The 24,367-nt window shown below is 66.0% G+C and carries 22 protein-coding genes; 4 read left to right on the forward strand and 18 right to left on the reverse strand.

The genetic code is table 11. The features are described from left to right. Positions 1-101: 101 nt before the first annotated feature. Complete coding sequence (locus AC3RCP_RS29840) at positions 102-701, reverse strand: YceI family protein (protein WP_007932534.1); 600 nt, start codon at positions 699-701, stop codon at positions 102-104. Positions 702-733: 32 nt separating this feature from the next. Beyond that, entirely contained in the window at positions 734-1,288 is a 555-nt protein-coding gene (locus AC3RCP_RS29845) for a cytochrome b (protein WP_053262962.1), read from the reverse strand. Positions 1,289-1,568: 280 nt separating this feature from the next. On the opposite strand from AC3RCP_RS29845, the gene AC3RCP_RS29850 reads away from it, so the two are divergent. Both AC3RCP_RS29850 and AC3RCP_RS29855 read left to right on the forward strand, forming a co-directional pair. Continuing rightward, the gene (locus AC3RCP_RS29850) at positions 1,569-2,975 is read left to right on the forward strand and encodes an adenosylmethionine--8-amino-7-oxononanoate transaminase (protein WP_492570633.1); all 1,407 of its coding nucleotides are present in this window, start codon (positions 1,569-1,571) and stop codon (positions 2,973-2,975) included. A 97-nt stretch (positions 2,976-3,072) separates the two neighbouring features. Beyond that, positions 3,073-3,792 (forward strand): 16S rRNA (uracil(1498)-N(3))-methyltransferase, encoded by a 720-nt coding sequence (locus tag AC3RCP_RS29855; RefSeq protein WP_007932537.1) that lies wholly within the window; start codon positions 3,073-3,075, stop codon positions 3,790-3,792. A gap of 109 nt (positions 3,793-3,901) precedes the next feature. On the opposite strand, the gene AC3RCP_RS29860 is transcribed toward AC3RCP_RS29855, so the two are convergent. Genes AC3RCP_RS29860 through AC3RCP_RS29870 form a run of 3 tightly spaced genes read right to left on the reverse strand, consistent with a single transcriptional unit; the run spans position 3,902 to position 6,451 of the window. Further along, positions 3,902-4,804 (reverse strand): transporter substrate-binding domain-containing protein, encoded by a 903-nt coding sequence (locus tag AC3RCP_RS29860; protein ID WP_007932538.1) that lies wholly within the window; start codon positions 4,802-4,804, stop codon positions 3,902-3,904. Between the two features lie 27 nt (positions 4,805-4,831). Beyond that, the gene (locus AC3RCP_RS29865) at positions 4,832-5,182 is read right to left on the reverse strand and encodes a RidA family protein (RefSeq protein WP_101339348.1); all 351 of its coding nucleotides are present in this window, start codon (positions 5,180-5,182) and stop codon (positions 4,832-4,834) included. 27 nt (positions 5,183-5,209) lie between these two features. Continuing rightward, positions 5,210-6,451, reverse strand: a complete 1,242-nt coding sequence (locus AC3RCP_RS29870) for a D-amino acid dehydrogenase (protein ID WP_492570632.1) — start codon at positions 6,449-6,451, stop codon at positions 5,210-5,212. A 107-nt stretch (positions 6,452-6,558) separates the two neighbouring features. Here AC3RCP_RS29870 and AC3RCP_RS29875 point away from each other — a divergent pair, with 107 nt between their 5' ends. After that, on the forward strand, positions 6,559-7,473 hold the full coding sequence (locus tag AC3RCP_RS29875) for a LysR family transcriptional regulator (protein ID WP_009051293.1): 915 nt from the start codon (positions 6,559-6,561) through the stop codon (positions 7,471-7,473). 35 nt (positions 7,474-7,508) lie between these two features. Here AC3RCP_RS29875 and trhA read toward each other — a convergent pair whose 3' ends face one another. After that, entirely contained in the window at positions 7,509-8,126 is a 618-nt protein-coding gene (gene trhA / locus AC3RCP_RS29880) for a PAQR family membrane homeostasis protein TrhA (protein WP_101339350.1), read from the reverse strand. Positions 8,127-8,279: 153 nt separating this feature from the next. On the opposite strand from trhA, the gene AC3RCP_RS29885 reads away from it, so the two are divergent. Then, positions 8,280-9,197, forward strand: a complete 918-nt coding sequence (locus AC3RCP_RS29885; RefSeq protein ID WP_007932558.1) for a LysR family transcriptional regulator — start codon at positions 8,280-8,282, stop codon at positions 9,195-9,197. Positions 9,198-9,296: 99 nt separating this feature from the next. Here the strand turns inward: AC3RCP_RS29885 and madM are convergent, their stop codons facing one another. The 12 genes from madM to AC3RCP_RS29945 form a co-directional block, all read right to left on the reverse strand. Then, positions 9,297-10,061 (reverse strand): malonate transporter subunit MadM, encoded by a 765-nt coding sequence (madM, locus tag AC3RCP_RS29890; RefSeq protein ID WP_007932567.1) that lies wholly within the window; start codon positions 10,059-10,061, stop codon positions 9,297-9,299. A gap of 1 nt (position 10,062) precedes the next feature. Beyond that, the gene (gene madL, locus AC3RCP_RS29895) at positions 10,063-10,479 is read right to left on the reverse strand and encodes a malonate transporter subunit MadL (protein WP_492570631.1); all 417 of its coding nucleotides are present in this window, start codon (positions 10,477-10,479) and stop codon (positions 10,063-10,065) included. Between the two features lie 66 nt (positions 10,480-10,545). Continuing rightward, positions 10,546-11,481: a malonate decarboxylase subunit epsilon gene (gene mdcH, locus AC3RCP_RS29900; RefSeq protein WP_492570630.1), complete on the reverse strand. Its 936-nt coding sequence runs from the start codon at positions 11,479-11,481 to the stop codon at positions 10,546-10,548. Then, on the reverse strand, positions 11,478-12,098 hold the full coding sequence (locus AC3RCP_RS29905) for a malonate decarboxylase holo-ACP synthase (RefSeq protein ID WP_492570629.1): 621 nt from the start codon (positions 12,096-12,098) through the stop codon (positions 11,478-11,480). The genes mdcH and AC3RCP_RS29905 overlap by 4 nt, the downstream gene beginning before the upstream one ends. Before the next feature lie 5 nt (positions 12,099-12,103). Continuing rightward, complete coding sequence (gene mdcE / locus AC3RCP_RS29910) at positions 12,104-12,907, reverse strand: biotin-independent malonate decarboxylase subunit gamma (RefSeq protein ID WP_492570628.1); 804 nt, start codon at positions 12,905-12,907, stop codon at positions 12,104-12,106. Continuing rightward, positions 12,904-13,755: a biotin-independent malonate decarboxylase subunit beta gene (locus tag AC3RCP_RS29915; protein ID WP_101339353.1), complete on the reverse strand. Its 852-nt coding sequence runs from the start codon at positions 13,753-13,755 to the stop codon at positions 12,904-12,906. Before AC3RCP_RS29915 ends, mdcE begins: the two co-directional genes overlap by 4 nt. After that, complete coding sequence (locus AC3RCP_RS29920; RefSeq protein WP_007932573.1) at positions 13,748-14,047, reverse strand: malonate decarboxylase subunit delta; 300 nt, start codon at positions 14,045-14,047, stop codon at positions 13,748-13,750. Before AC3RCP_RS29920 ends, AC3RCP_RS29915 begins: the two co-directional genes overlap by 8 nt. Then, positions 14,047-14,922, reverse strand: a complete 876-nt coding sequence (locus tag AC3RCP_RS29925; RefSeq protein WP_492570627.1) for a triphosphoribosyl-dephospho-CoA synthase — start codon at positions 14,920-14,922, stop codon at positions 14,047-14,049. The genes AC3RCP_RS29920 and AC3RCP_RS29925 overlap by 1 nt, the downstream gene beginning before the upstream one ends. Continuing rightward, a complete protein-coding gene (gene mdcA, locus AC3RCP_RS29930) occupies positions 14,923-16,593 on the reverse strand; it encodes a malonate decarboxylase subunit alpha (RefSeq protein WP_492570626.1) in 1,671 nt (556 codons plus the stop codon). A gap of 147 nt (positions 16,594-16,740) precedes the next feature. Next, positions 16,741-17,001: a hypothetical protein gene (locus tag AC3RCP_RS29935; RefSeq protein WP_101339357.1), complete on the reverse strand. Its 261-nt coding sequence runs from the start codon at positions 16,999-17,001 to the stop codon at positions 16,741-16,743. A gap of 935 nt (positions 17,002-17,936) precedes the next feature. Continuing rightward, on the reverse strand, positions 17,937-18,392 hold the full coding sequence (locus tag AC3RCP_RS29940; protein WP_009046013.1) for a chemotaxis protein CheW: 456 nt from the start codon (positions 18,390-18,392) through the stop codon (positions 17,937-17,939). Continuing rightward, positions 18,385-24,339, reverse strand: coding sequence for a hybrid sensor histidine kinase/response regulator (locus AC3RCP_RS29945; RefSeq protein ID WP_492570625.1), 5,955 nt, complete (start codon positions 24,337-24,339; stop codon positions 18,385-18,387). Before AC3RCP_RS29945 ends, AC3RCP_RS29940 begins: the two co-directional genes overlap by 8 nt. Positions 24,340-24,367 lie beyond the last annotated feature (28 nt).

Raw genomic sequence — 24,367 nt, forward strand, 5'->3', positions numbered from 1 at the left:
CGCGACAATAAAAAACGCCCCTGATCTCGCGATCAGGGGCGTTTTTTTATGTTCTCTGTAGCCGCTGCCGAGCCTGCGAGGCTGCGGCTACAGGCGAAGCATTACTTCGCTTTCACACCTTCGAAGGTGATGTACAGCTGAACGGTGTCGGACTGCGGGCCAACATCCATCCCGTCCTTGTTGAACTCTTTACGGCTAATGCTGGTGGTACCTTCAAAACCGGCACGGTAGCCGCCCCATGGATCCTTGCCTTCACCCAGGAAGGTGGCCTTGACCACGATAGGCTTGGTCACACCGTGGAAAGTCAGGTCGCCAGCCACATCGGCGGTCTGCTTGCCATCAGCATTCTTGCCGGTTGGCTTGACGCTGGTGGAAACGAACTTCGCGTCAGGGAATTTGCCCGACTCCAGGAAGTCCTTGCTGTTGACGTGCTTGTCACGCTCGGCGTGGTTGGTGAACACGCTGGCGGTGCGCACGTTGACTTCGATCTTGGCGTCTTCAGGCTTGGCCGCGTCGAAGCTGAACTTGCCGTCCAGATCCTTGAAGGTACCGGTGATGAAGCTGTAGCCCAGGTGGCTGATCTTGAAGTCGACGAAGGCGTGCTGGCCTTCCTTGTCGATCACGTAGTCCGCGGCCATCGCCTGACCGGCAGACAACAGAGCAGAACCGATTGCCAGAGCGGCGAGAGTCTTTTTCAACATGCTTTCTATTCCTTTTGAGTCGAGGTTGAGCATCAGGCTTTTTTGCGCCCCAGCATACGAGCCAGGGTCGCGTCACGATCGATAAAGTGGTGTTTCAAGGCAGCCAGAGCATGCACTCCGGCGAAGATCACCAGGGCCCAGGCCAGGTACAGATGCACCTCGCCGGCCACATCTGCCTGGTCCGGCAGTCCGGAAACCAGGGCAGGAATTTCAAACAGGCCAAACACCGGAATCCCGACACCGTCTGCGGTGGAAATCAGGTAACCGGCAATCATCACAGCGAACAGACTGAGATAAAGGAAGGCATGGCCGAAGGTGGCGCCCAGGCGCGTCAGGCGACCGTGGTTGGCCGGTGCCGGCGGCGGCGGGCTGACAAAGCGCCACAGCACCCGCAGCAACATGATCGCGAACAGCGTCAAGCCAATGCTCTTGTGCAGGTCCGGCGCATCTTTGCGCCAGGCACTGTAATAATCCAGGCCGACCATCCACAGGCCCAGGGCGAACAATCCAAAGACTGCCAGCGCCACGCTCCAGTGCAGAAAAATGCTTACCCAGCCGTAGCGGGAAGAAGAGTTACCTAGCTGCATCACTTGAATCCTGTAAGAACTGCTGCCCAAGACTATCGATTTAACTATCGAATTAAAGCGGAAATTTTCGCTTTGAAATATCGAGAAATACGATGTTGATCCTACGAACACTAAATTAACCAGGCATTAAGGTCTACGGGGGAAAAACGTGACAGACCGTCCTGCGACCGCGATCAATTCACCCTTCCAGGCATGCAATGGGTTGTGACACGGCCTGGCATTGCATAGGCTTGCGCGATTGTTTGCTCGCGTACTTAGAGCCGCCTCCAGGAGACTGAACATGGGCCTCAACAACCAGTGGATGCAACGCGATCTCGCGGTGTTATGGCATCCCTGCACCCAGATGAAAGACCACGAGCAGCTGCCGCTGATCCCGATCAAGCGCGGCGACGGCGTGTGGCTGGAGGACTTCGAAGGCAAGCGCTACCTCGACGCGGTCAGTTCCTGGTGGGTCAACGTATTCGGCCACGCCAACCCGCGCATCAACCAGCGCATCAAGGATCAGGTCGATCAGCTGGAGCACGTGATCCTCGCCGGCTTCAGCCATCAACCGGTGATCGAGCTGTCCGAGCGCCTGGTGAAAATGACTCCCGAAGGCCTGACCCGCTGCTTCTATGCCGACAACGGCTCGTCGTGCATCGAAGTGGCGATGAAGATGAGCTTCCACTACTGGTTCAACCGCGGCCAGAAAGACAAGAAGCGCTTCGTCACCCTGACCAACAGCTACCACGGCGAAACCATCGCCGCGATGTCGGTGGGCGACGTGCCGCTGTTCACCGAGACCTACAAGGCCCTGCTGCTGGACACCCTCAAGGTGCCGAGCCCGGACTGCTACCTGCGCCCCGAAGGCATGAGCTGGGAAGAACACTCGCGCAACATGTTCGCGGCCATGGAGCAGACCCTGGCGGAACACCACGACAGCGTTGCCGCGGTGATAGTCGAACCGCTGATCCAGGGCGCCGGTGGCATGCGCATGTACCACCCGGTGTACCTCAAGCTGCTGCGCGAGGCCTGCGACCGCTACGGCGTGCACCTGATCCATGATGAGATCGCCGTCGGATTCGGTCGTACCGGCACGATGTTCGCCTGCGAACAGGCCGGCATCCGCCCGGACTTCCTCTGCCTGTCCAAGGCCCTGACCGGCGGCTACCTGCCGCTGGCCGCGTGCCTGACCACCGACGAAGTCTACAGCGCCTTCTACGACGACTACCCGACCCTGCGCGCCTTCCTCCATTCCCACAGCTACACCGGCAACCCGCTGGCCTGTGCGGCGGCGCTGGCGACCCTGGATATCTTCGAGCAGGACAACGTCATCGAGAACAACCGGGCGCTGGCCCAGCGCATGGCCAGCTCGACCGCGCACCTGGCGGATCACCCGCACGTTGCCGAAGTACGCCAGACCGGCATGGTGCTGGCCATCGAGATGGTCCAGGACAAGGCCAGCAAGACCGCCTACCCGTGGCAGGAACGCCGTGGCCTGAAGGTCTTCCAGCACGCCCTGGAGCGTGGCGCCCTGCTGCGTCCGCTGGGCAGCGTGGTGTATTTCCTGCCGCCCTACGTGATCACCCCGGATCAGATCGACTTCCTCGCCATCGTTGCCAGCGAAGGCATCGACATTGCTACCAACGACAAGGTCAGCGTGGCGGTGCCCAAGGACTTCCACCCAGGCTTCCGCGATCCGGGTTGAGTCCCTCGCCGGCAAGCCCGCCGTTTTGCAGAAGCGGGCTTGCCGACGCAAAGATCCATTGACCCACCTCGAACCGAATTTTCCCCAGAGAACCACCATGAGACTGTCCCGCTTCTTTATCGACGCCCCCCTGAGCCTCGGCGAGCACGAGCTGCCGGAAGCCCAGGCCCACTACATCGGGCGCGTACTGCGCATGGCCGAGGGCGACGCGCTGCAGCTGTTCGACGGTTCGGGCAACGAATTTCGCGGCACGCTGCTGGAAGTCGGCAAGAAGCGCGTGGTGGTCCGGCTCGATGAAAGCTTCGCCGGGCAGGTCGAGTCGCCGCTGCAGATCCACCTCGGCCAGGGCCTGTCCCGGGGCGAGCGCATGGACTGGGCGATTCAGAAGGCCACCGAGCTGGGGGTGAATGAAATCACCCCGATCTTCAGCGAGCGCTGTGAGGTGCGGCTCAAGGATGAGCGCGCCGACAAGCGCCTGGCCCACTGGCGCCAGGTGGCCGTCAGCGCCTGCGAACAATGCGGGCGCTCACGGGTGCCGGTGATTCATCCGCCGGTGCTGCTGGCCGACTGGATCAAGCAGACCCAGGCCGACCTCAAGCTGGTGCTGCACCCGGTGGCCGAGCCGCTGGTGAGCCACGCCAAGCCTGCGACCCTGGCATTCCTGATCGGCCCGGAAGGCGGTCTGTCCGATGCCGAAGTGGACCAGGCCCAGGGTGCGGGCTTCCTGCCGGCGCGCCTCGGGCCGCGGGTGCTGCGCACCGAAACCGCGCCAGTGGTAGCACTGGCGGTAGCCCAACAGCTGTGGGGCGACTTCTAACCCGTCCCCGCCTCTGTAGGAGCCAGGCTTGCCGGCGATGGTGGCGCTGCGGTGAGTCAGACAAAACGCTTCGCGGGCAAGCCTCGCTCCTACAGAGGCCACTCAACGCTTACTCCACCGGATCGCTTACTGGTTTGGCGATGATCGCCTTCAGCTCGCTGGTCATCGGGAATTCCAGGTTCAGGCCCTTGGGCGGAATCGGCTGCTCGAACCAGCGCTGGTAGATGCCGTTGATTTCCCCTGAGCGGTACAGGTCCGCCAGGGTGGCGTTCACCAGCTCCAGGAACTGCGGATCGTCCTTGCGCACCATGCAGCTGTAGATTTCCCGCGACTGCTCCTCGCCGACCACCACCCAGTTGTGCGGATCGCGGGCCTTGGCCCGTTCGCCGTAGAGCAGCGCGTCATCCATGTAGAACGCCGCGGCGCGACCCGATTGCAGCATCTGGAAGGCTTCGCCGTGGTCCTTGGCGCTGATCACGAACATGTCGATCTTGTGCTCGACGTTGTAGCTCTTGAGGAAACGCTCGTTGGTGGTGCCGGCGGTGGTCACCACGTTCTTGCCGCGCAGGTCGGCGAAACTCTTGATCCCACTGTCCCTGGCCGTCAGCAACTGGCCTTTGACGTAGATGAAGCCGTAGGAAAACGCCACCTGCTTCTGCCGTTCGGCGGTCACCCCGGTGGAGCCGCATTCCAGGTCCACGGTGCCGTTCTGCACCAGCGGAATGCGCGTCTGCGACGTCACCAGGTTGTACTTCACCGCCAGTTGCGGCAGCGCCAGCTTGTCGCGGATGCGCTCGACGACCTTGCTCGCCAGGTCCACCGAATAGCCCATGGGTTTGCCACTGTTGTCACCCACGTAGGAAAACGGCACCGACGCATCGCGATAACCCAGGGTAATACTGCCGGCGGTGGCGATCTTGCCCAGGGTGCCGGTCAGCGGCGCCTCGCTGGCGTACAGCGGGGAGCCGAGCAACAGGCCCAGGGTGCAGCCGAGCAACGTGATTTTTTGCATTGTTATTCTCCGTTGTGGGTGAAGGCGTTAGCGGCGAACCGCGATGACAGTGATTTCCACCAGGATGTCCGGGCGCGCCAGGGCGGCCTGCACCGTGGTGCGGCTTGGCGCCTGGCCCGGGGACAGCCAGGCCGACCAGACCTCGTTCATCGCGGCAAAGTCCTGCTGGATGTTTTTCAGGTAGAGGGTCGCACTGAGCAGATGATCCTTGTCGCTGCCGGCCTCGGCCAGCAAGGCGTCGATCTTCGCCAGCACTTCGCGGGTCTGGCCGGCGGCATCGGTGGCCGGGCCCGGCACCTGGCCGGACAGGAACAGCAGATCGGCAAAACCCACGACAGCGCTAAGGCGGTCATTGCTGTGGAGACGCTGGATGGTCATGGGACAGCTCCTTGTACGCGAAAGAAATCAGGCGGCATGGGGCGCGAGCCCCTGCATGTCGATGGAAGTGCGGCGCTGGCCGATCAGCTCGGCCAGCAGGCGCCCGCTGCCACAGGCCAGAGTGAAACCCAGGGCGCCGTGGCCGAGGTTGAGCCACAGGTTGCGGTAGCCGGTGGCGCCGATCAGCGGTACGCCGCTGGGGGTCGCCGGGCGCATGCCGGCCCACTCGATGGCGGCATCGTAGTCGCCGGCATTGGCGAAGGTTTCCCGGGCCTGGCGCTGCATCAGGGCCAGGCGCTTGGGGTCCAGGGCCGGGTCGAAACCGACGATATCGACCATGGCCGCCACCCGCAGCTGCTGGCCGATCCGCGCATAGACGATCTTGCGGTTGTAGTCGGTGATGCTGATTTCCGGCGCCCGGTGCCCCGCGCCGATCGGCACGCTGAGGCTGTAGCCCTTGAGCGGGTACAGCGGCAGCTTCAGCCCGGGCAACGCCAGTTCGCCACTGCGATGACCGGCGGCGAGTATCAGTTGGTCCACCGCCAGCACCTCGTCGCCCAACTCGATGGCCTGCACCTGGCCGCCCGCCTGGCGAATAGCGGTGACCTGGCGCCCCGTCAGCAGCTGGCAGCGGCCGGAAGCCTGCAACCGCGCCACCAGTTGCTGGCAGAAGGCGTGGCAGTCGGCCACTTCTTCGTCCGGAGTGAAGATGCCGCCGACAAAGGGCGCGCCGCCAAGGGTCGGCTCCAGTTCCGTGCATTCGTCAGCGGACAGCACCTGCTGCTGGCGCGGATCGGCCAGGCCGTGGCGGGCGTGCTCGAAGCTCGTGGTTTCGCGAAAGGTCACCAGCTTGCCGTTGCGCCGCCAGTGGAAACCGTCGAGCCGGTCCTCCTCGCGCCAGCTCTGCAAGGTGGCCTGGCTCAGCAGCGCCAGGCGCAGCAGATGGGCACCGTTGCGACGGTTGACCGAGCCACGGCAGGCCGCCAGGAACCCGGCCATCCAGCGCCACTGCGCCGGGTCCAGGCGCAGGCGCAGCTTCAGCGGCGAGTCGCCACGCAGCATCCAGCCCAGGGCCTGCCAGGGCACGCCGGCATCGGCCAGCGGCGCCACGTAGCGGTACGACAGTTGGCCGCCGTTGGCGAAGCTGGTCTGGCTGGCGAAGGCCTCGCGCGCCTCCACCAGGCTGACGTCGAACCCCTCGCGAACCAGGGCGTAGGCGCTGGCCAGGCCAATGACCCCGCCGCCGATGATGCAAACCCGCTGTGCCATGTCAGTCCTTAAAGCCTTGTTGAGCGGGCTTCAGGTTAGGACCAGGTGACAGGCCCGGGACAATGAATAAAGATGGACCACCCATAAACAAAGGTTATGGACTCATCATGCGACTGCGCCATATCGAGATTTTCCAGGCCATCCGCCAGACCGGCTCGATCAGCGGCGCGGCGCAACTGCTGCACGTCTCCCAGCCGGCGGTGACCAAGGTCTTGCAGCACGCCGAGCAGCAGCTGGGCTTCCCGCTGTTCCTGCGGGTCAAGGGCAAGTTGCAGGCCACCCCGGAAGCCCTGGAGCTGGAGCGCGAGGTCGACAAGGTCAGCGAAAGCCTGCAAGGGGTGCGGCGCCTGGCCCAGAGCCTGCGTCGCGAGCCGGGCCACAGCCTGCGGATCGGCGCCACGCCGGCGCTGGCCTTGTCCTTGTTGCCGCCGGCCATCAACCAGTGGACCCGGCGCTACCCGGACATCGTCTGCGAGCTGTCCAGCGCCCACAGCCGCGAGCTGGTGCAGAACCTGCTGATGCGCGAGATCGATGTGGCCCTGACCCTGCAACGCCCGGATCATCCGGGACTGACCGCCCAGGCCCTGGCCAGCGGGGTGCTGGTGGCGCTGGCGCCGCTGGATTACTGGCCCCAGGCGGCCAGGGGCACGCCGCTGCCGTTGATGGAGCTGGCGGGGGCGCCCTTGATCGGTCTGTCCAGCGCCGACCCGCTGGCGGCGAAACTCGACGGTTACCTGAAAGCCGTGGAACCGGCGCCGCGGGTCAGCATCGCTGTGCAGACCTACTCCCTGGCCCGGGCCATGGTCGAATCCGGGGCCGGGCTGGCGGTGATCGACCCCTTCACCGCCCTCGGCGCCTCGCCCGCCAGCACCGCGATTCGCCCGCTGACCCCGGCGCTGCCGATCACCCTGTATGCCGTGACCCGCGCGGCGGAGGCGCTGCCACACACCTTGAGCAGCCTGCTGGAGATCTTCGGCGGCCGGGCGCAGGAGCAGCTGGATCGGTTGATGACCGGGGATTGAAGCTTGCTCGCGATGAACGATAACGCTGTCGCCGATCAGAGCACGTAGAACAAGATCGCCACGAAGTGCAGCAGGCTGCCGGCGATCACGAACAGGTGCCAGATCCCGTGGGCGTGGCGCAAACGGCTGTCGAGGGCGAAGAAGATGATGCCCACGGTGTAGAGCACCCCGCCCGAGGCCAGCCAGGCAAAGCCGGCGGGGCCCAGGGCCGCCAGCAGCGGCTTGACCGCCACCAGCACGATCCAGCCCATCACCGCATAGATCACGATGGACAGGATGCGCGCCTCGGAGCGCGGCTTGATCTCCTGCAGGATGCCGATCAGCGCCAGCCCCCAGACGATCCCGAACAGCGTCCAGCCCCAGGGCCCGCGCAGGGTCACCAGGCAGAACGGCGTATAGCTGCCGGCGATCAGCAGGTAGATGGAGAAGTGATCGACCTTCTGCATGATGTTTTTCGCCCGCCCGCGCACGCTGTGGTACAGGGTCGAGGCGCTGTACAGCACCAGCAAGGTGAAGCCGTAGATCGCCACGCTGACGATTTTCCAAGGGCTGCCGTCGAGACTGGCCAGCACCAGCAGCCAGATCCCCCCGACCAGTGCCGCAATCGCGCCCACCAGATGCGTCCAGGCGTTGAGTCTTTCCCCGTGATACATGTGCCACTCACCTCCCAAGGCGAAAATCTGCGCAAGGCTCAGGCCTGTAGCCTGAAAGCGCAATGTTTCCAAATAAAGCCATGGACGAAAAAACCTCCAGCCAAGTCATGACCCGGCAGGCACAATCGAAGCATTCGAATAAGAGCGCCCATCATGCTGATCGATGAAGAGTTGACCCTGAAAAAGCTCGAAGTGTTTCTGGCGTTCATGCGCACCGGCAATCTGGCACGCGCCGCCGCCGAGTTGCAGACCAGCAATGTCAGCGTGCACCGGGCCATTCACTCCCTGGAAAGCGCCCTGCGCTGCCCGCTGTTCAAGCATGAAGGACGCAACCTGACACCGCTGGAAAGCGCCTTCGTCCTCGAAGAACGGGCGCAGAAGCTGATCCAGGACGTGGTCGAAAGCGTGCGCCTGACCCGCGAAGCCGCCGGGTTCTCGGCGGAACGCTTCAAGCTCGGCTCGTTGTATTCATTGACGGTGAAGACCGTGCCGCAGCTGATCATGGGCCTGAAGCTGCGCCGTAGCGAGCTGAATATCGACCTGATCCTGGGCTCCAACATCGACCTGCTGTACAAGCTGAAGAACATGGAGGTCGACGCGATCCTGGTATCACTGGACGACAGCGTCAGCGACCCGGACTGCGAGCAGATCCCGCTGTTTTCCGACGATATCTTCCTCGCCACGCCGGCCGACTCGCCGTTCGCCCGGCAGGCGGAAGTCGATCTCAGCGATGTGCGCGACGCGACCTTCATCACCCTGACCCAGGGCTTCGCCACCCATCAGGACGGGGTGCGGGTGTTCAAGCAGGCGGGGTTCGAGCCGAAGGTGGCGATGCAGGTCAACGACATCTTCACCCTGCTGAGCATGGTCAGCTCGGGGGTGGGCTATGCCCTGCTGCCGGGAAGGATTGCCGCGGTGTACGAAAACCGCGTGAAGTTGATTCCGCTGCAGGCGCGCTACCGGCTGCAACAGCATATCGGCGTGGTGTTCCTCAAGGCCAAGGAGCGCGACCCGAACCTGCTGGCGCTGCTGGCCGAGTGCCGGATGTATGCCAACCGGCAAGACACATAAAGCGCGGTGTTTACACGAGCGCTATCGCGAGCAGGCTCGCTCCTGCAGAGACCGTATACCTCTGTAGGAGCGAGCTTGCTCGCGATGAAGCCAGCCGCCCTACCCCACCAACCCGCGCACGATGAAATACAGCAACGAAGGCCCGAGCAGGCAACCCAGCCCGGTATGGAAGGTCGCGGTCAGCGCGCCATAGGGCACCAGGCGCCGGTCGGTCGCCGCCAGGCCCGCGGTCACCCCGCTGACGGTGCCGGCCAGGCCGCCGAAGACCATCGCCGAACGCGGGTTGTCCAGGCCCATCCAGCGCGCCGCCATGGGCGTGCCGACCATCACCAGGATCGCCTTGATCAGCCCCGTGGCGATGGACAGTGCCACCACATCGGAACTGGCGCCGATCGCCGCCCCGGTCACCGGACCGACAATGTAGGTCACCGCGCCGGCGCCGATGGTGGTCATGCTCACCGCATCGCGATAACCGAAGGCCCAGGCGATGCTCGCCCCGACAATGAACGGCAGCACCGTGCCGAGAAACAGCGCGATGGCGCCGATCATCCCGGCCTTGCGCGCCTCGGTGGCCTGGACCTCGAAGGCCGTGGCGACAATCGCGAAGTCGCGCAGCATGGCACCGCCCATCAGGCCGATGCCGGAGAACAGCGCCAGGTCCGCCAGGCCCTTTTGCCCACCGGTGACAGTGCCACCAACCCAGGCCAGCACCAGGCCGATGACGATGGCGATGGCCGAGCCGTGCACCCGGCCGAACGTCAGGCGCTTGGACAGCAGCACCGAGACCCACATGATCACGCCGACGAAGGCGAAAGCGGTGACCAGGCCGTTGTGTTCCAGGCCTTTCTCGATCAGATCCCACATATCAGCGTCCCCCTGCCGGAGCGGCACCAGGGGCGATAGCGTCCGGTTCGTCCGGCAACGGTTCGCCTTTGTTGGTGCGGCTGATCAGGGCGATGGTGCAACCACAGAGCACCACCGAACCAATGGCCGCCAGCACCGCCACCGGGCCGCCGTGCAGGGCGGTGACCACGTTCTGTTGCGCGGCCATGGCCACCACCACCGGGATGTACATGGCGCCCCAGAAGCCGACGCCCATCTCGCAGTCCTTGGTCATGCCGCCGTGCCTGTGCATCCACAGCCGCGCGCAGATCAGCAGGATCATCGCGATGCCGACACCGCCGACGTTGGATTTCACCCCCAGCAGGACGCCGAGCATGTCACCGATAATCACCCCTGCCAGCGTACAGATCGCCAGCAGCGCCACACCGTAAATAATCATTGTTGTAGTCCTCAAAGTGCATCGTCGAAGTTGTTGTTCTTGTGCTTCGCCAGCTTGAGTCGGTGTCTAGGGTTGGCGGTTTCCCTCCTCACGCAACAGCGCTTGCAAGGTGTCGAGCCGGACCCCGTCGCAGGCCATCACGGTGCCCTGCTCGAACACCCGGCGCGCCAGAGCGGTCAACACCGCGCCGGGCGGCAGTTCGATCTGTAGCCGCACGCCGCGCTCGTAGGCGCTTTGCACGGTGCCGCGCCAATCCACCACCCGGCACATGTTGAACGCCAGGTCGTCGCGCAACTGCTCCGGCGTACGCAGCGGCCGCGCGCGGCTGCCGCTCAGGTAACCCAAGCGCGGCGGCTGCAACGCCACCCTGGCGAACGCCTCGGCCAGGGCCTGGGCCGGCTGCTCCAGCAGCGGGCAATGGGACGGCACGCTGACCGCCAGACGCTTGGCCACGCCGCCCCCGCAGCCGCGGGCCAGCTCGGCGACCTGGGCCATGGCGGCATCGCTGCCGGCGATCACCACCTGGCTATCGGCATTGATATTGGCCAGGTACACCGGGTTGTCCGGGCTGTGCACCTGGGCCAGCAAGGCCTCCACCGTCGCCAGTTGCAGGCCGACGATCGCGGTCATGCCATAACCCTGTGGGTAGGCCTGCTGCATCAGCTCGCCGCGCAGGCTGACCAGACGCAGCGCATCGCCGAAATCCAGGGCGCCGGCCACCACCGCGGCGGGGTAGGCGCCGATCGACAGGCCCGCCACGTAATCCGCGCCCGGCCCGTTTTCCAGCAACACCCGGGCATGGGCCACGCCGGCGATCAGCAGGCACAACTGCACCGCCCGGGTAGTCGCCAGGGCCTGGGGCGAATCCAGGGCCAGGGCATCCTCGCCCAGGACCTCGCTCGCCTGTTGCAGGCAGGCCTCGGCCAGGGCGCTGGGCGGCAGGCGATGCAACATCCCCGGCTGCTGCGCGCCCTGGCCCGGAAACACCAGCAGGCTGCTCACGCCACCTGCTCCAGGGCCTGCCACGGATCGCCGACCAGACGCGCGCCACTGGCGCTTTTCAGCAGCACCCGCGCCGATGTCCCGGCCCACTCGCGCAGGGCCACGGCGCCGTTGGGTGTCTGCAATTGCAGGTCCACCGGGCAGACAGCGGCGTCGAGCAGCGCCAGCAACGCCCGGGCCTCGACCCGGTCCATGGGCTGCGCAGCGCGCAGGATCAGGTCCAGGTCGCTGTGTCGATGCAGCGCCGGCACGCCGCTGGCCAGTTCAAAACCGGCGCTGCCGCTGACACCCCAGGCCAGGCCAAGGGCATCCAAAGGTTCACGCAACCGAGCCAGCGCCTGGAGCGCTGGCCAGTCCCGATCCGACTCGACATGGCACAGCTCTTCCGGGCGCACCCGGCGCTCGATGGCCGCCACCGCCATCAGCGTCCCGTAGCGTTGCTCGCGCAGCCGCCCACGCACGCCCACCGCCACCTGCCCGGGCGCGGTCAACGCACGGCGCACCACCACCGGTTGCCCGGCGGCCATGGCCGCCACCACCCAGGCCGGGGCATCGGCGGGCAGTTGCCGAGGGGACAGGCCCCACAGCAGGTCATGGGGCAGCAAGGCGCTGGTCATGGCGCTCACCATTGCTCGCGCAACAGCTGGCGGGCCCGGCTGGAAGCGCCACGGTTGCTGGCCCCCAGGCGTCCCGACAGATCGCGGCCGTGGGTGCGTACATCGGCAATCGCCTGGCCCAGGCATTGCCGCACCAGGGTCAGGTCGTCGGCGCTCGGCTGTTCGATCTGGCTGACCGACAAGGTCTCCCAGAGCAGACCGAGGCTGGCATAGCTGTCGATGTCGTAGGCCATGGGCGGCACGCTGGCGGCCAGGGCCTCCAGTTCCTCGACGCTGCGCAGGGTGACCCGCGCCGCCGAGACCTTGCCCATGGCGTGCACCATCACCCCCGGGTCGCGCAGGGCGATCAGGCGGTTGGCCTGGTAACCGTGGGCCAGGAAGGCCCCGGACATGGCCTTGCCCACCAGCAGGCCGATCACCGGATGCCCGGCCAGCCGGGCCCGGGCATAGCTGTCGGCGGCCGCGGCCAGGGCCTGATGGATGCCCAGGGCCTCTTCGCGACGCCCATAGGCCTGGCTCGGCACATCGACTATGGCGATCAGCGCGCGCTTGAGGCTCTGCTCACGGTCGGCCTCGATCGCGTCGTCCACCGCCTTGGCCAGGCCCCAGCCTTCCAGCAGGCCGACCTCACCATTGCGCGCCCGCACAAAAGGGTTGGCCGGGTCGGCGACCACGGCGATAAACCGTACCGGTTGTTGCTCCAGCGTGGCGTCCGCCACCTTCAACGAGGCCGGCAAACCCGCTACCGGGGCGGCGCCCGCGCTCAGGGCCGTGAACCAATGCAGGCCCCGCAGGGAATAAGCACTCATGAGCGGTCTCCTCGATACAGCTGGCGAACCGTCGCCGGGTCGATCTGTGGGTGACTGTCCAGCCGGGCCAGGCGTTGCAGGTACAGCTCGGCCTGCCGGCTGCGTTGCGCGCTGGGCAGGCCCTGGGCCAGCAGTTCGCCGACCTGTTGGCGGATCTGCGCCACGTCGTCGGCCACATAGCGGTCCGCCAGGCCGCTGGCGAAACGCTGCTCGCCGCCGGTCAGGCTCCAGATAAAGGGTCGGTCGCGGGAGTCGTATTCCTCGAGGCCGGCTTCCTGCTCGATCACCTGCGGACCGTTGAGGCCCAGGCGCGCCTCCTGGGTCACCAGCAGGTAGCTGCACAGCCCGGCGGCAATCGACATGCCGCCAAAACAGCCGACGCTGCCGGCCACCACGCCTATCACCGGCTGGTACTGGCGCAGGTCGACGATGGCTGCGTGAATGTCGGCAATCGCCGCCAGCCCGAGATTGGCTTCCTGCAGGCGCACGCCACCGGTTTCCAGCAGCAGTACGGCGCGGGTAGCAATGCCCTTGCGGTTGTCTTCGGCCGCCAGCTCCAGGGCGCCGGCAATCTTCGCCCCGCCGACCTCGCCGAGGCTGCCGCCCTGGAACGCGCCTTCGATGGCGGCGATCACCACCGGCAGGCCGTCGATGCGGCCCTTGGCGATCACCACCCCGTCATCGGCCTGGGGCACCACGCCCTGGCGCGCCAGCCACGGCGACATGACGCGCTGGAACGGATCAAGCAACTCGCGAAAGCTGCCGGCGTCGAGCAGGGCCTTGGCCCGCTGCCGGGCACTGAGTTCGACGAAGCTGTGTTTGTTGAGCAACCGGGCGCTGTCAGTCATGGCCGATCTCCTCGAAGCCCTGCTCCAGGCGCAGGCGTACCACGCCCGGGGTGGCGCCGAAATCATGGATGTCGATGCTCAGGGCCGGCGGCGTCTGGCCGTCGAACATGCGCTCGAACAGATGCTGCCAGCGCGACGCACTGCCGTTGACCGAGGTCTGCACCTGAATGCTCAGCTTGCCGGGCTGCCCGGGTTCGAGCAGCACCTCCAGGTCGCCCGAGCCGACACAGCCCACCAGCGCCCGGCCCCGGGCGGGTTGCCCGGCGGGAAATTCGAAAGACAAGGTTTCCATCACACTGCTCCCTGGATAAAGGCGGCGCCGGAGGCGATCCGGTCGATCAGCAGGCAGGCCGCGAGCAAGTCCGCGGCGCCACCGGGCGAGGCGTTCAAGGCCAGCAGGCACTGGTCCAGCTCATGCAGGCGGCGACGCCCGGCCAGGCTGGCGCTGCCGCCGGCGTCGAGCACCGCCTGGGCACCCTGTTGCATGGCCCGCAGGCCCGCCTCGCCAGCGCGATAGAGCACGCAGGTGTCGGCCAGGCTGGTCATGATCGCCAGCAGCGCATCGAGCCGGGCGTTCTGTTCGCCATGCCCCTGGGCACGGCTGCGTTCGAGTTGCGGCAGGCCCCGTTGCAGCACCGCTGGAAAACCCAGCTGGGCTTCTTCGCGGGCGCCGCGCACGCCATAGCGCAACGCCACTTGCGCGCCGTGGCTGAGGGGTCGCGGCGCGTAACGGTCGTCCAGCAGCGCCAGGCGCGCGGCCCGCAGGCACAGGGCGCCGGCGCTGTTGGCCTGAGGTTCCAGCGCGGCGGCGGCCACCAACAGGCCCAGGGCCCAGATCGCGCCACGATGAGTGTTCACCCCGTTAGTCGTAGCGAGCATCGCCGCTTCGCCTTCACGGCCGATGCGGCCCAGGGCTTCGCGCAGGGGTAGGCCGACCGCGCCGAACACGCTGGCGGCGTCGGCCATTTCCTTGAAGGCCGGCCACAGCGACAGCGCCGAGGCGTGCATCAGCCCCAGGTGCAGATCGCTATGGGCGCCGTTGCCGCGACGGTCGACCAGGGCCGGTTTCGGCGACAGGTCGGCCTCGTCGATCAGCGCGTCCACCGCCAGGTCCGCCAGGCGCTCGGCCAGGCTCAGGGGTTTGCTTTGCAGGTTGAAGGCGTGCATTTACCAGCTCCTGAACTTGGCGGGCGGGTTGTACAGGCCACCCGACCACTCCACCAGGTCGGCGACGCTTTTCGCCGCCAGCAGCTCGCGGCTGGCGTCGGTACGGCGGATACCGAGGTCTTCGGGCAAGGCGATCAGGCCTTCGCGGCGCATGCGCGCGGTGTCTTTCGGGTTGTGGCGCAGGCCGATGGCGGTCACCCCGGCCACCGCCGCGATCATCGCCTGGCGCTCTTCCAGGGAACGCGCCTTGTACAGGTAGGCGATGCCCTCTTCGGTCAGCAGGTGGGTGACGTCGTCGCCATAGATCATGATCGGCGCCAGGGGCATACCGCTTTTCTTCGCCACTTCCACGGCGTCGAGGGTTTCGACGAAGGTCGGTTTGCCGCCTTCCTGGAAGGTCTCGACCATCTGCACCACCAGCTTCTTGCCTCGCTCCAGCATCGGTTGTTGCGCGTCGTCGTGGCGCATATCCAGCCAGGCCGGGGTGCCGTGGCGCCGGCCACGGGGGTCGTGGCCCATGTTCGGCGCACCGCCGAAGCCGGCCAGGCGGCCACGGGTCACGGTGGAGGAATGGCCGTCGCCATCGACCTGCAGGGTCGCGCCGATAAACAGGTCCACCGCGTACTGCCCGGCCAGCTGGCAGAACATCCGGTTGGAACGCAACGAACCGTCGCGCCCGGTGAAGAACACATCCGGCCGCGCGGCGATGTAGTTTTCCATGCCCAGTTCGGTGCCGAAGCAATGCACGCTTTCCACCCAGCCGCTTTCGATGGCCGGGATCAGGGTCGGGTGGGGGTTGAGGGTCCAGTTGCGGCAGATCTTGCCTTTCAGGCCCAGGGATTCGCCGTAGGTCGGCAGGATCAGCTCGATGGCCGCGGTGTTGAAGCCGATGCCGTGGTTCAGCGACTGGACCTTGTGTTTTTCATAGATGCCGCGGATCGCCATCATCGCCATCAGCACATGCACCGGCTTGATGTGGCGCGGGTCGCGGGTGAACAGCGGTTCGATGTAGAACGGCTTGTCGGCCACCACCACGAAGTCGACCCAGGACGCCGGGATATCCACCCGCGGCAACTCGCTGACGTCGTCCACCAACTGGTTGACCTGGACGATGACGATGCCATCGCTGAACGCCGCCGGCTCGATCAGCGCCGGGGTGTCCTCGGTGCTCGGCCCGGTATAGATATTGCCCGCGCGGTCGGCCATGAACCCGGCCGAGAGCACCACGTTGGGGATCAGGTCCACCACCAGCCGCGCATAGAGTTCGATGTAGGTATGGATCGCGCCGATTTCCAGCAGGCCGTCTTCCAGCAGCTGGCTGATGCGCAGGCTCTGGGTGCCGGCGAAGGAGAAGTCGAGCTTGCGGGCGATGCCGCGTTCGAACAGGTCCAGATGCTCCGAGCGGCCGACGCTGGGCATGATCATGTGCAGGTCGTGCAGGCGGCCCGGGTCGGCCTTGGCCAGGGCGCGCGACAGGAAGTCCGCCTGCTTCTGGTTGTTGCCCTCCAGCACCACGCGGTCGCCGGGCAGAATCAACGCCTCCAGCGCCGCGACTATCTTGTCGGTGGGCAACACCGCACCATCGGCGAGACCCCGCACCTGCTCGAGACGCCGCTGCTTTTCAGCGCGCCGCCGCGTCCAGCGCGAGTCGGGGGATATTGTTGTTGTCATGCTCACTCCACGGGTTCGCTGTCGTGGCCGCTACCTTAGGAGCGCAGGAGGCATGGCATCAATCAAGCAGAGTGGTGGATCGTTACGGTGAGGGTAATGGTCAAGGGCGCAGGCCATCACGCCTACGCCCCATAGACAACCTTGCGCTTAAGCCTCGATCCGCCACTGCAACGCATCCAGCGCATCGCAGCCATCCTGCAGCAGCAGATGGGCCGCATTGACGATGTGCTGCAAGTCCTGGTCGTGGACGCCTTTGAGGCTCAGGCAGTTGAGGCTGTGCATCAGGTCGCGGGTGGCTTTGATGCGCTGCACAGCGCAGCCGTGCAGGTCGGCCGCCGAGGCCTTGGGGTTGAGGTAGAGCACTGGGGTGGAGGTGAGATTGCTTTGCAGCGGGATGAACTCAGTCATGGGTGTTTCTCCATCTTGTGTAGAGCAACCACCCTTTGCGGCTAAACAAAATAGGTGGCAGCTGGGCGCGGGTTAGCCGGCCGGGACAAGAATGGAAGCCCGACACACCCGAAGGTGTCCCGCGCACAGCCGCCATAGCAAATGCCAAGCGACAAGCGCTCGGTATTATACGGGGCACTGATGCATCCATTAACTTGTTTCGACCGGCTAAGATCGGTCGCCGATGCGTCGGCGACAGCCCGGACTATGGAGCCTGATATCCGCCCCAGCAACCGGCAAACTGTTGCCACTCTCTACGGCTGAAATGCCCGCTAACACCTCCGGACACTGCATGTAGCCGCTGCCGAGCCTGCGAGGCTGCGCACGACCGCGAAGCGGGCGCAAAAGCAGACACCTCATTTCTCCCGATAGACCGCGTCGCCAGGTTTGGCGAGGACTACGTCCTCGTACGCAGCCTCGCAGGCTCGGCAGCGGCTACAGGGTTTGCGCCGACCGGTAGGTCGCGCCAGCGCCAGCTTTTGATCTTGATCTACCCGCCCCATCGGGAGGCTTCGTTCCGGCGTTCATCAGGGGACAGGCGCGCAGCGCCCCTCGACGCAGTCGAGGACATCGTATGGAGGTCGAAGCGAAGCCGACCGGAGTCGATGCCCCCTGATGGACGTCGGAGCGAGGGAACCTGAGCGCAGCGAAGGCCGTACGCCAGGGGCGAGACCTTTTGGTTACTTTTGGCTGGGCCGGCATTCCGGGCGTTTGCCAAAAGTGACCCGCCGTAAGGGCGGAACCATAAGTAGCCGTGACCGCAGGAATGGATATGTACACCGTCCAACATCAGTAGCGAGGCCATCACAGGCAATCGAACGTCAACCGGCCGCTCCTCCAGATCAGTGGCGCCCCATCAGTCCCCAAAAGGGACCGGTCAAGCCGCTCGACAGGACCTAGGACAACCCCGCCTTCACTAGCATCTCCTCCAACCCCAACAGATCCGGAATCTTCGCCACCTGCTCCCCCACCTGTACCGCGGCCTTCTCCAGCCGGCACAGCGGCACGTCGACGTAGCTCAGCTGGCTGTCGAGCCGGCAGGAGCGCGGGATGCCCTGGATCACCAAGGCAATGAACTTCAGGCGCTCGCGACCGCCCAGGGTATTGAGCACGACGATGCGGGCGCGCTCGCCGATAGCCAGAGGCTGGCCGCAAGCGGCCTCGAAGCTGATCAGCGGCAGCTGGCGGTCGCGCCAGGCAACAGAACGCAGGTACCAGGGCGGCGCGTCGCTGGCCGGCTCGCCGCGTTGATAGTCGATCAATTCGGCCACCGCGACGTTGGGCAGGATCAGAGTGCGGTCGGCCAGGGGCAGCAGCAGTCCGGTGAGGAAGCTGGCGCGGTAGTCATGCATGGGGTCTGCTCCACTGGGCGATGCTCTCCAGCAGCACCGACTCCTGGTAAGGCTTGCCGAGGTAGTCGTTGACGCCGATGGCCATGGCCCGGTCGCGGTGCTTCTGGCCGGTGCGCGAAGTGATCATGATGATCGGCAGCTGGTGCAGGCGCGGGTCGGCGCGCACCTGCATCGCCACCTCGAAGCCGTCCATGCGCGGCATTTCGATGTCCAGCAGCATCAGGTCCGGGGTGTGCTCCTGCAACAGCGCCATGGCGTCGACCCCGTCCTTGGCGGTCAGCACGTTCATGCCGTGGCGTTCCAGCAGGCGGCTGGTGACCTTGCGCACCGTCACCGAATCGTCGACCACCAGCACCAGCCTCGGCCGCAGCGGTTCGACCTCGGCAATCACTTCGTCGCCGGCCGCCATGCGCGGCACCGGCAAGCGCGTTTGCAGGGCGCGGATATGCGCCAGCAGATCGAGGATCAGCACCACCCGGCCATCGCCGAGGATGGTCGCGCCAGACAGCCCCTGCACCGCCGCGAACTGCGGCCCCAGGCTCTTGACCACAATCTCCCGGGTGCCGGCCATGGCATCCACCTGCACGGCGATCCGGTGCTCGTTGTAATGCACCAGCAGCACTGGCAGCGGCAGGCTCTGCCCCAGCAGCTTCGGCCGGGCCACGGTGTGCAGCAGCTCGCCGAGGTAGCACAGCTCATAGCGCTGGCCGGCGTATACGTAATGGGGCGGGTCGAGCTGGTAATGGCTTTCCAGTTCGTTGGGCAGCACCCGCACGATGCCTTCGATGGTGTTCAGCGGGATCGCGTACTGCTCCTCCAGGCACTGCACCATCAGCGCGCGGTTGACCGACAGGGTGAACGGCAGGCGGATACGGAAATGCACGCCCTGCCCCGGGATCGAGTCGATGGTCATCGAGCCGCCGAGCTGGCGCACCTCTTCATGGACCACGTCCATGCCCACCCCGCGCCCGGAAATCTGGGTGATTTTCTCCGCCGTGGAAAACCCCGGCTGCATGATGAATTGCAGCACGTCACGGTCGCTGATCTCGGCATTGGGGGCGAGCAGGCCACGCTTGATCGCCTTGCGCCGCACCGCCTCCAGCGGCACCCCGGCGCCGTCGTCGCGCATGTCGAAAACAATATCGCCACCTTCGTGGGACAGGTCCAGGGTGATCCGCCCCTGCTCCGGCTTGCCCGAGGCACGGCGCACCTCGGCGGACTCCAGGCCATGATCGACGGCGTTGCGCAGCATGTGCTCCAAGGGCGCAACCATGCGCTCCAGCACGTTGCGGTCCATCTCGCCCTCGGCGTTGCCGACGCTGAACGAGACATCCTTGCCCAACTCCTCCGCCACCTGGCGGACGATGCGCTTGAGGCGCGGCACCAGGCGCTCGAACGGCACCATGCGTGTGCGCATCAGGCCTTCCTGCAATTCGGTATTGACCCGCCCTTGCTGCTGCAACAGGTTTTCCGCGTCCTGGTTGCGCCGGTCCAGGGTTTCCTTGAGGTCGAGCAGGTCGGACGCCGACTCGAACAGGGCCCGCGACAGTTGCTGCAACTGCGAATGGCGGTCCATCTCCAGCGGATCGAATTCCTCGTAGCCCAGGCGCTCGGCCTCGACCTGCTGGCGGCTGAGAATCCGCCCCTGGGTTTCGGTGTCCAAGCGGCGCAACTGGTCACGGATACGCTCGATGGTGGTTTCCATTTCGCTCAGGGCCACCCGCGCATCGTTGACCTGTTGCTCGATGCGCCCGCGGAAGATCGAGGTTTCCCCGGCCAGGTTGACCAGGTCGTCCAGCAGCTCGGCCGAGACCTTGACCATATCCCCGGCCACCGCGGCTTCCGCCGGCGCCACCGGCGGTTCGGGCTTGGCAGGCGGCGTGAGATCGGGCAGCAGCAGAGGCGGCGCTTCGGCCTGGGCCGGATGAGTAAAGCCGCGAATCGCCTCGATCAGGCTGTCGGCCGGCTTGATCGGTTGCTCGGCGCGGGCGGCGTCGAGCATCTGCGCCAGGCGGTCCTGGCTTTTCTGCAACAGGCCGAACAACGCCGGTGTCGGTTGCAGCAGGCCCGCGGACAGGCCTTCATAGAGAAACTCCAGTTCATGGGCCAGGTCGCCGATCGGCACGATCTCCACCATGCGCGCGCCGCCCTTGAGGGTGTGCAGGTCGCGCAACAGGGTTTCCACTTCCTGGCGGCTGGCCGGCTCGGCCTGCCAGCGCGTCAGCGCCGCCCCCGAACTGTCGAGGATGTCGAAGCCTTCTTCGAGGAAGATCTCCAGCAGCTCCGGATCGTGGGCCGCCGAATCGTCGGTCACCGCAGCCTCAGGCACCTCGCTGGTGACCCCGCTGCGCTGGCGCAAACCGCGGATCGCTTCGATCAGCGCCTTGGGGTCGCTCAGCGCTTGCTGTGCCTGCAATTGCTGCAACAGCAGCGCCAGTTGCGCATGGCTGCGTTGCAGCAGATCGACCAAGGCCTCGCCATGCTGGTACCGGCGATCCACCAGGCCTTCGTAGAGATTCTCCAGTTCCTGGGCCAGGTCGCCCACCGGCCCGACTTCGGCCATGCGCGCGCCGCCCTTGAGGGTGTGCAGGTCGCGCTGCAGGGAAGACAGCGGCGCGCCGTTGTCCGGGTCGGCCAGCCAGCGCTGCAAGGCCTGGTCGGCGCTTTCGAGAATATCCATCGCCTCTTCGAGGAAGATCGCCACGATCTCGTCATCCGGCTCCTCCACCTCGATCTGCGCCCTCTGCTCCATCTCGGCGGTAGCACTGGCCAGGTCGGTGATGCTCAGGGTGCGGCTGCCGTCGCTGCGGATCAGGCCCATGGCCGACGGGTCGAGGCTTTCCTCGAGCAGTTCGCGCAAGGCCCGGACCATCGCCGGTTGCGGGCTGACTTCCTGGCCGGCGGCCAGTTCATCGAGCATGTTGATCAGGGCTTCATGGGCGTTTTCCGCCTCATGGAAAAACCGTTCGCCCACCGCCAGGCTGCTTTCTTCCACGGCGCCGTACAGGTCCAGCAGCGCTTCGCACAGCTCATCCATCGGCTGCAGGTCCGCCAGGTGCGCGCCTTCGCCAAGGGTGGTCAACTCGTCCAGCAGGGCGCTGAGTTCCTGGCGCTCGCCGGGGTGCTGTTGCCAGCGGCGCAGCAGGTTTTCGGCATCCAGCAGGATGTCCATGCCCTGGGCCAGGAAACTGCTGATCAACTGCGCATCGCGCTTGACCCGCAGCCCGGTATTGGGGGCGTTGAGCAGGGCTTCCAGGCGCTCGGCGGTCAGCGCCTTGACCCGTTCGATCAGGTCGGCGGCGCCTTCGATGGGCGCCAGCGGATCGCTGCCCAGCTGTTGCAGGCTGCGGCGAAACAGGCCTTCGGCCTCCAGCAGCAGCTCGACCTCGTCCAGGTCCAGGGCCATCAGGTGCGCGCGATATTCCCGGGCCAGCAGGTCCAGCGGCGCCGCCAGCTCGGCGATCGGCAGCACGCCGGCCATGTAGGCGCTGCCCTTGAGGGTGTGCAAGGCGCGCTGCAATTCGTCGCTGGCCTGCAGCGGCAGGTGCTCGGCAGCCTGCTCGAGAAAGCGCTTGATGCTCTCCAGATGGGTTTCGGCCTCGTTGCGGAAGATCTCCAGCAACTGCGGGTCGAGCTCGTCTGCCAAGCCGTCTAGCAACGCCGTGTCGCCCTTGGCCAGGGCATGCGCCCGGGCAGCCAGGCGGTCGACATCGTCGCGCTGGCGCTGGGCCTGGGCGGCGAACTCGGCGACCAGCTCCGGCAGCAACTGCACGACCTCTTCAAGCAATTGCCGCACCTGCGGCCCCGGTTCCACGCTGTGTTCCAGGACCCGGTTGAGCAGGTTCTCCACGGCCCAGGCCAGCTCGCCCAGCACCAGCGCGCGCACCATCCGCCCGCTGCCCTTGAGGGTGTGGAAGGCCCGGCGCAGTTCGCCCAGCGCCGCCTTGCCGTGGGGCTCGGCGACCCAGCGCGGCAGGTACTCGCGCAGCACGTCGAGCACTTCGTCGGTCTCTTCGAGGAAGACTTCGCGCAGTTCGTCGTCCACCGGCGTTTCATCACCCGGCGGCGGCAACAGGCTGCCCGGCGTGTCCAGCGCTGGCGGGTTGAGCGCCGAGACCGGGCTTGCCAGTACATCGGCCAGGGACTGCGCCACTTCCGGGCTGTCCAGCTCCTGCAGGTCCTGCATCACCAGGGCTTCGTTGGGGCTGAGCACATCGCTGAGCAGCGGCACCTGTTCGTTCGGCAGCCACTCGTCCGGCGCCCGCTTTTGCGGCGCATAGCCCAGCGCGGCCAGGCCCTGCTCGGCCACGTCGAGAATCTTTTCCCCCGGCGCCTGGGGATCGTCGCTCAGGCGCTCCAGGTAATACTCGATGCTGGTGATCACGTCGGCCAGATTGTCCAGCTGCTGCCAGCCGGGCTGGCGCGGGTCCAGCAGCAGGTGTTCGCGCACGAAGCCGATGCAGGCTTGCAGCAGGCCCGCCGCACGGCCCAGGGGAACCATCGCCAGGGCGCCGCGCACCTGGGTCAGCAGCTCCGGCAGCGCCTGCAAGTGTTCGCGGTCCCAACCGGCGTCGATGTAGTCGACGATCAGGTCCTTGGCCTGTTGCAGGCAGATCCGCGCCTCCTTGATCACCAGTTGGTGGATCTGGGTCAGGTCGGTGGTCGGCAGGCGGCTTTCTTCGCGGCTCTCGGGTTCGGCCGGGCCGACCATGCCGGCCAGGGTCGCCTCGACATACAGCAGGGCCCCGGCCACATCCATCAGCACCGCGTCATTCGGTTCGCGCTGGCCCTGGGCCAGGCTCAGCACCACCGCCAGCTGGTCGATGATGACCTTGCGCGGCTGGCCGAAGCCCAGCACCGCCAGGGTGTCGGCGATCTGTCGCAGGGGCGCCAGCAGGCTGTCCAGGTCCGACGCATGCTGGCGGTCGCTGCGCACGAACAGGTCCAGGCGTTCCTTGACCCGCACCAATTCCTCGCACAAGGCCGCCAGCACCGAGCGCATGGCGTCGCGGTCGGGACCGGCCATGCGCGCCCGCTCCTGGTCGACCAGCGCATTGTCGGGCAAAGCGTCATCGAGTCCGTAGGTGTCTTTCATGGTCTGCATCTGCGCGGTGGGGTAGCGGGCCTTGGCGATGTAAAACAGCAGGCTTTTCAGCAGTTCGTCGGGGGCCGCCTGGTTGACCCCGGCGATGCCTTGTTCATAGAGACGCTTGAGTTCGCGGTCGGCATCCTTGAGCAGGCTGCGCACCGCCGGGCTGTTGGCGATCGCCCCGCTGCCCATGCCTTCCACCAGGGCCAGGGCGATCTGCCACAAGGGCCCCAGCGGGGCGTTCTGGCACAACACCTGGAGGCGCTCGAAGACCTTGGCCATGTAGCCCAGACTGTTTTTCACATCCTGTTCGCGCAGCAGGTCGACCAGCGCGGTTTGCAGCATGTGCCGCAACTTGCGCAGCAGGATGGTCAGGTCGGGGGGCGCCAGGCGGTCCAGTGCCGCCTGGTCCAGCGCCGGCAGGTCCGGCAGCTGCGGGCTGAACAGGCTGGTTTCGCTCAGCAGGCCTTCGCCCCGGGCGCTGCGCAGGTCGTTGAGCAGCGGCAACACCACCAACGGCAGGTCGCGGCGCGCGCTTTGCACCCGGTCGAGGTACTGCGGCAACTGGCTGATGGCTTGGCGCAGCAGATAGATCGCCTCGTCCCGCTGGGCCACGCGGTGCTCGCGCAGGGCCAGGGTCAGGGCTTCCATTTCTTCGGCGAGCAGCGCCGCACCATAGAACTCGACCATCTGCAGGCTGCCGTGGACCTGATGGATGCAGTCCAGGCACTGTTCGAGCGCTTCCACCGCCTGCGGCTCGTCGACCAGATGATCGAGCGCCTGGTGGGCCTGCTTCAGCGTTTCGGCAATTTCGCCCTTGACCCATTCCAGGGCCACATAGTCGTGCCGATCACCCATTACCATTCCCATCAAAGTCGTGCTCCGG

The organism is Pseudomonas sp. GW822-FHT05A08, from assembly GCF_058800485.1.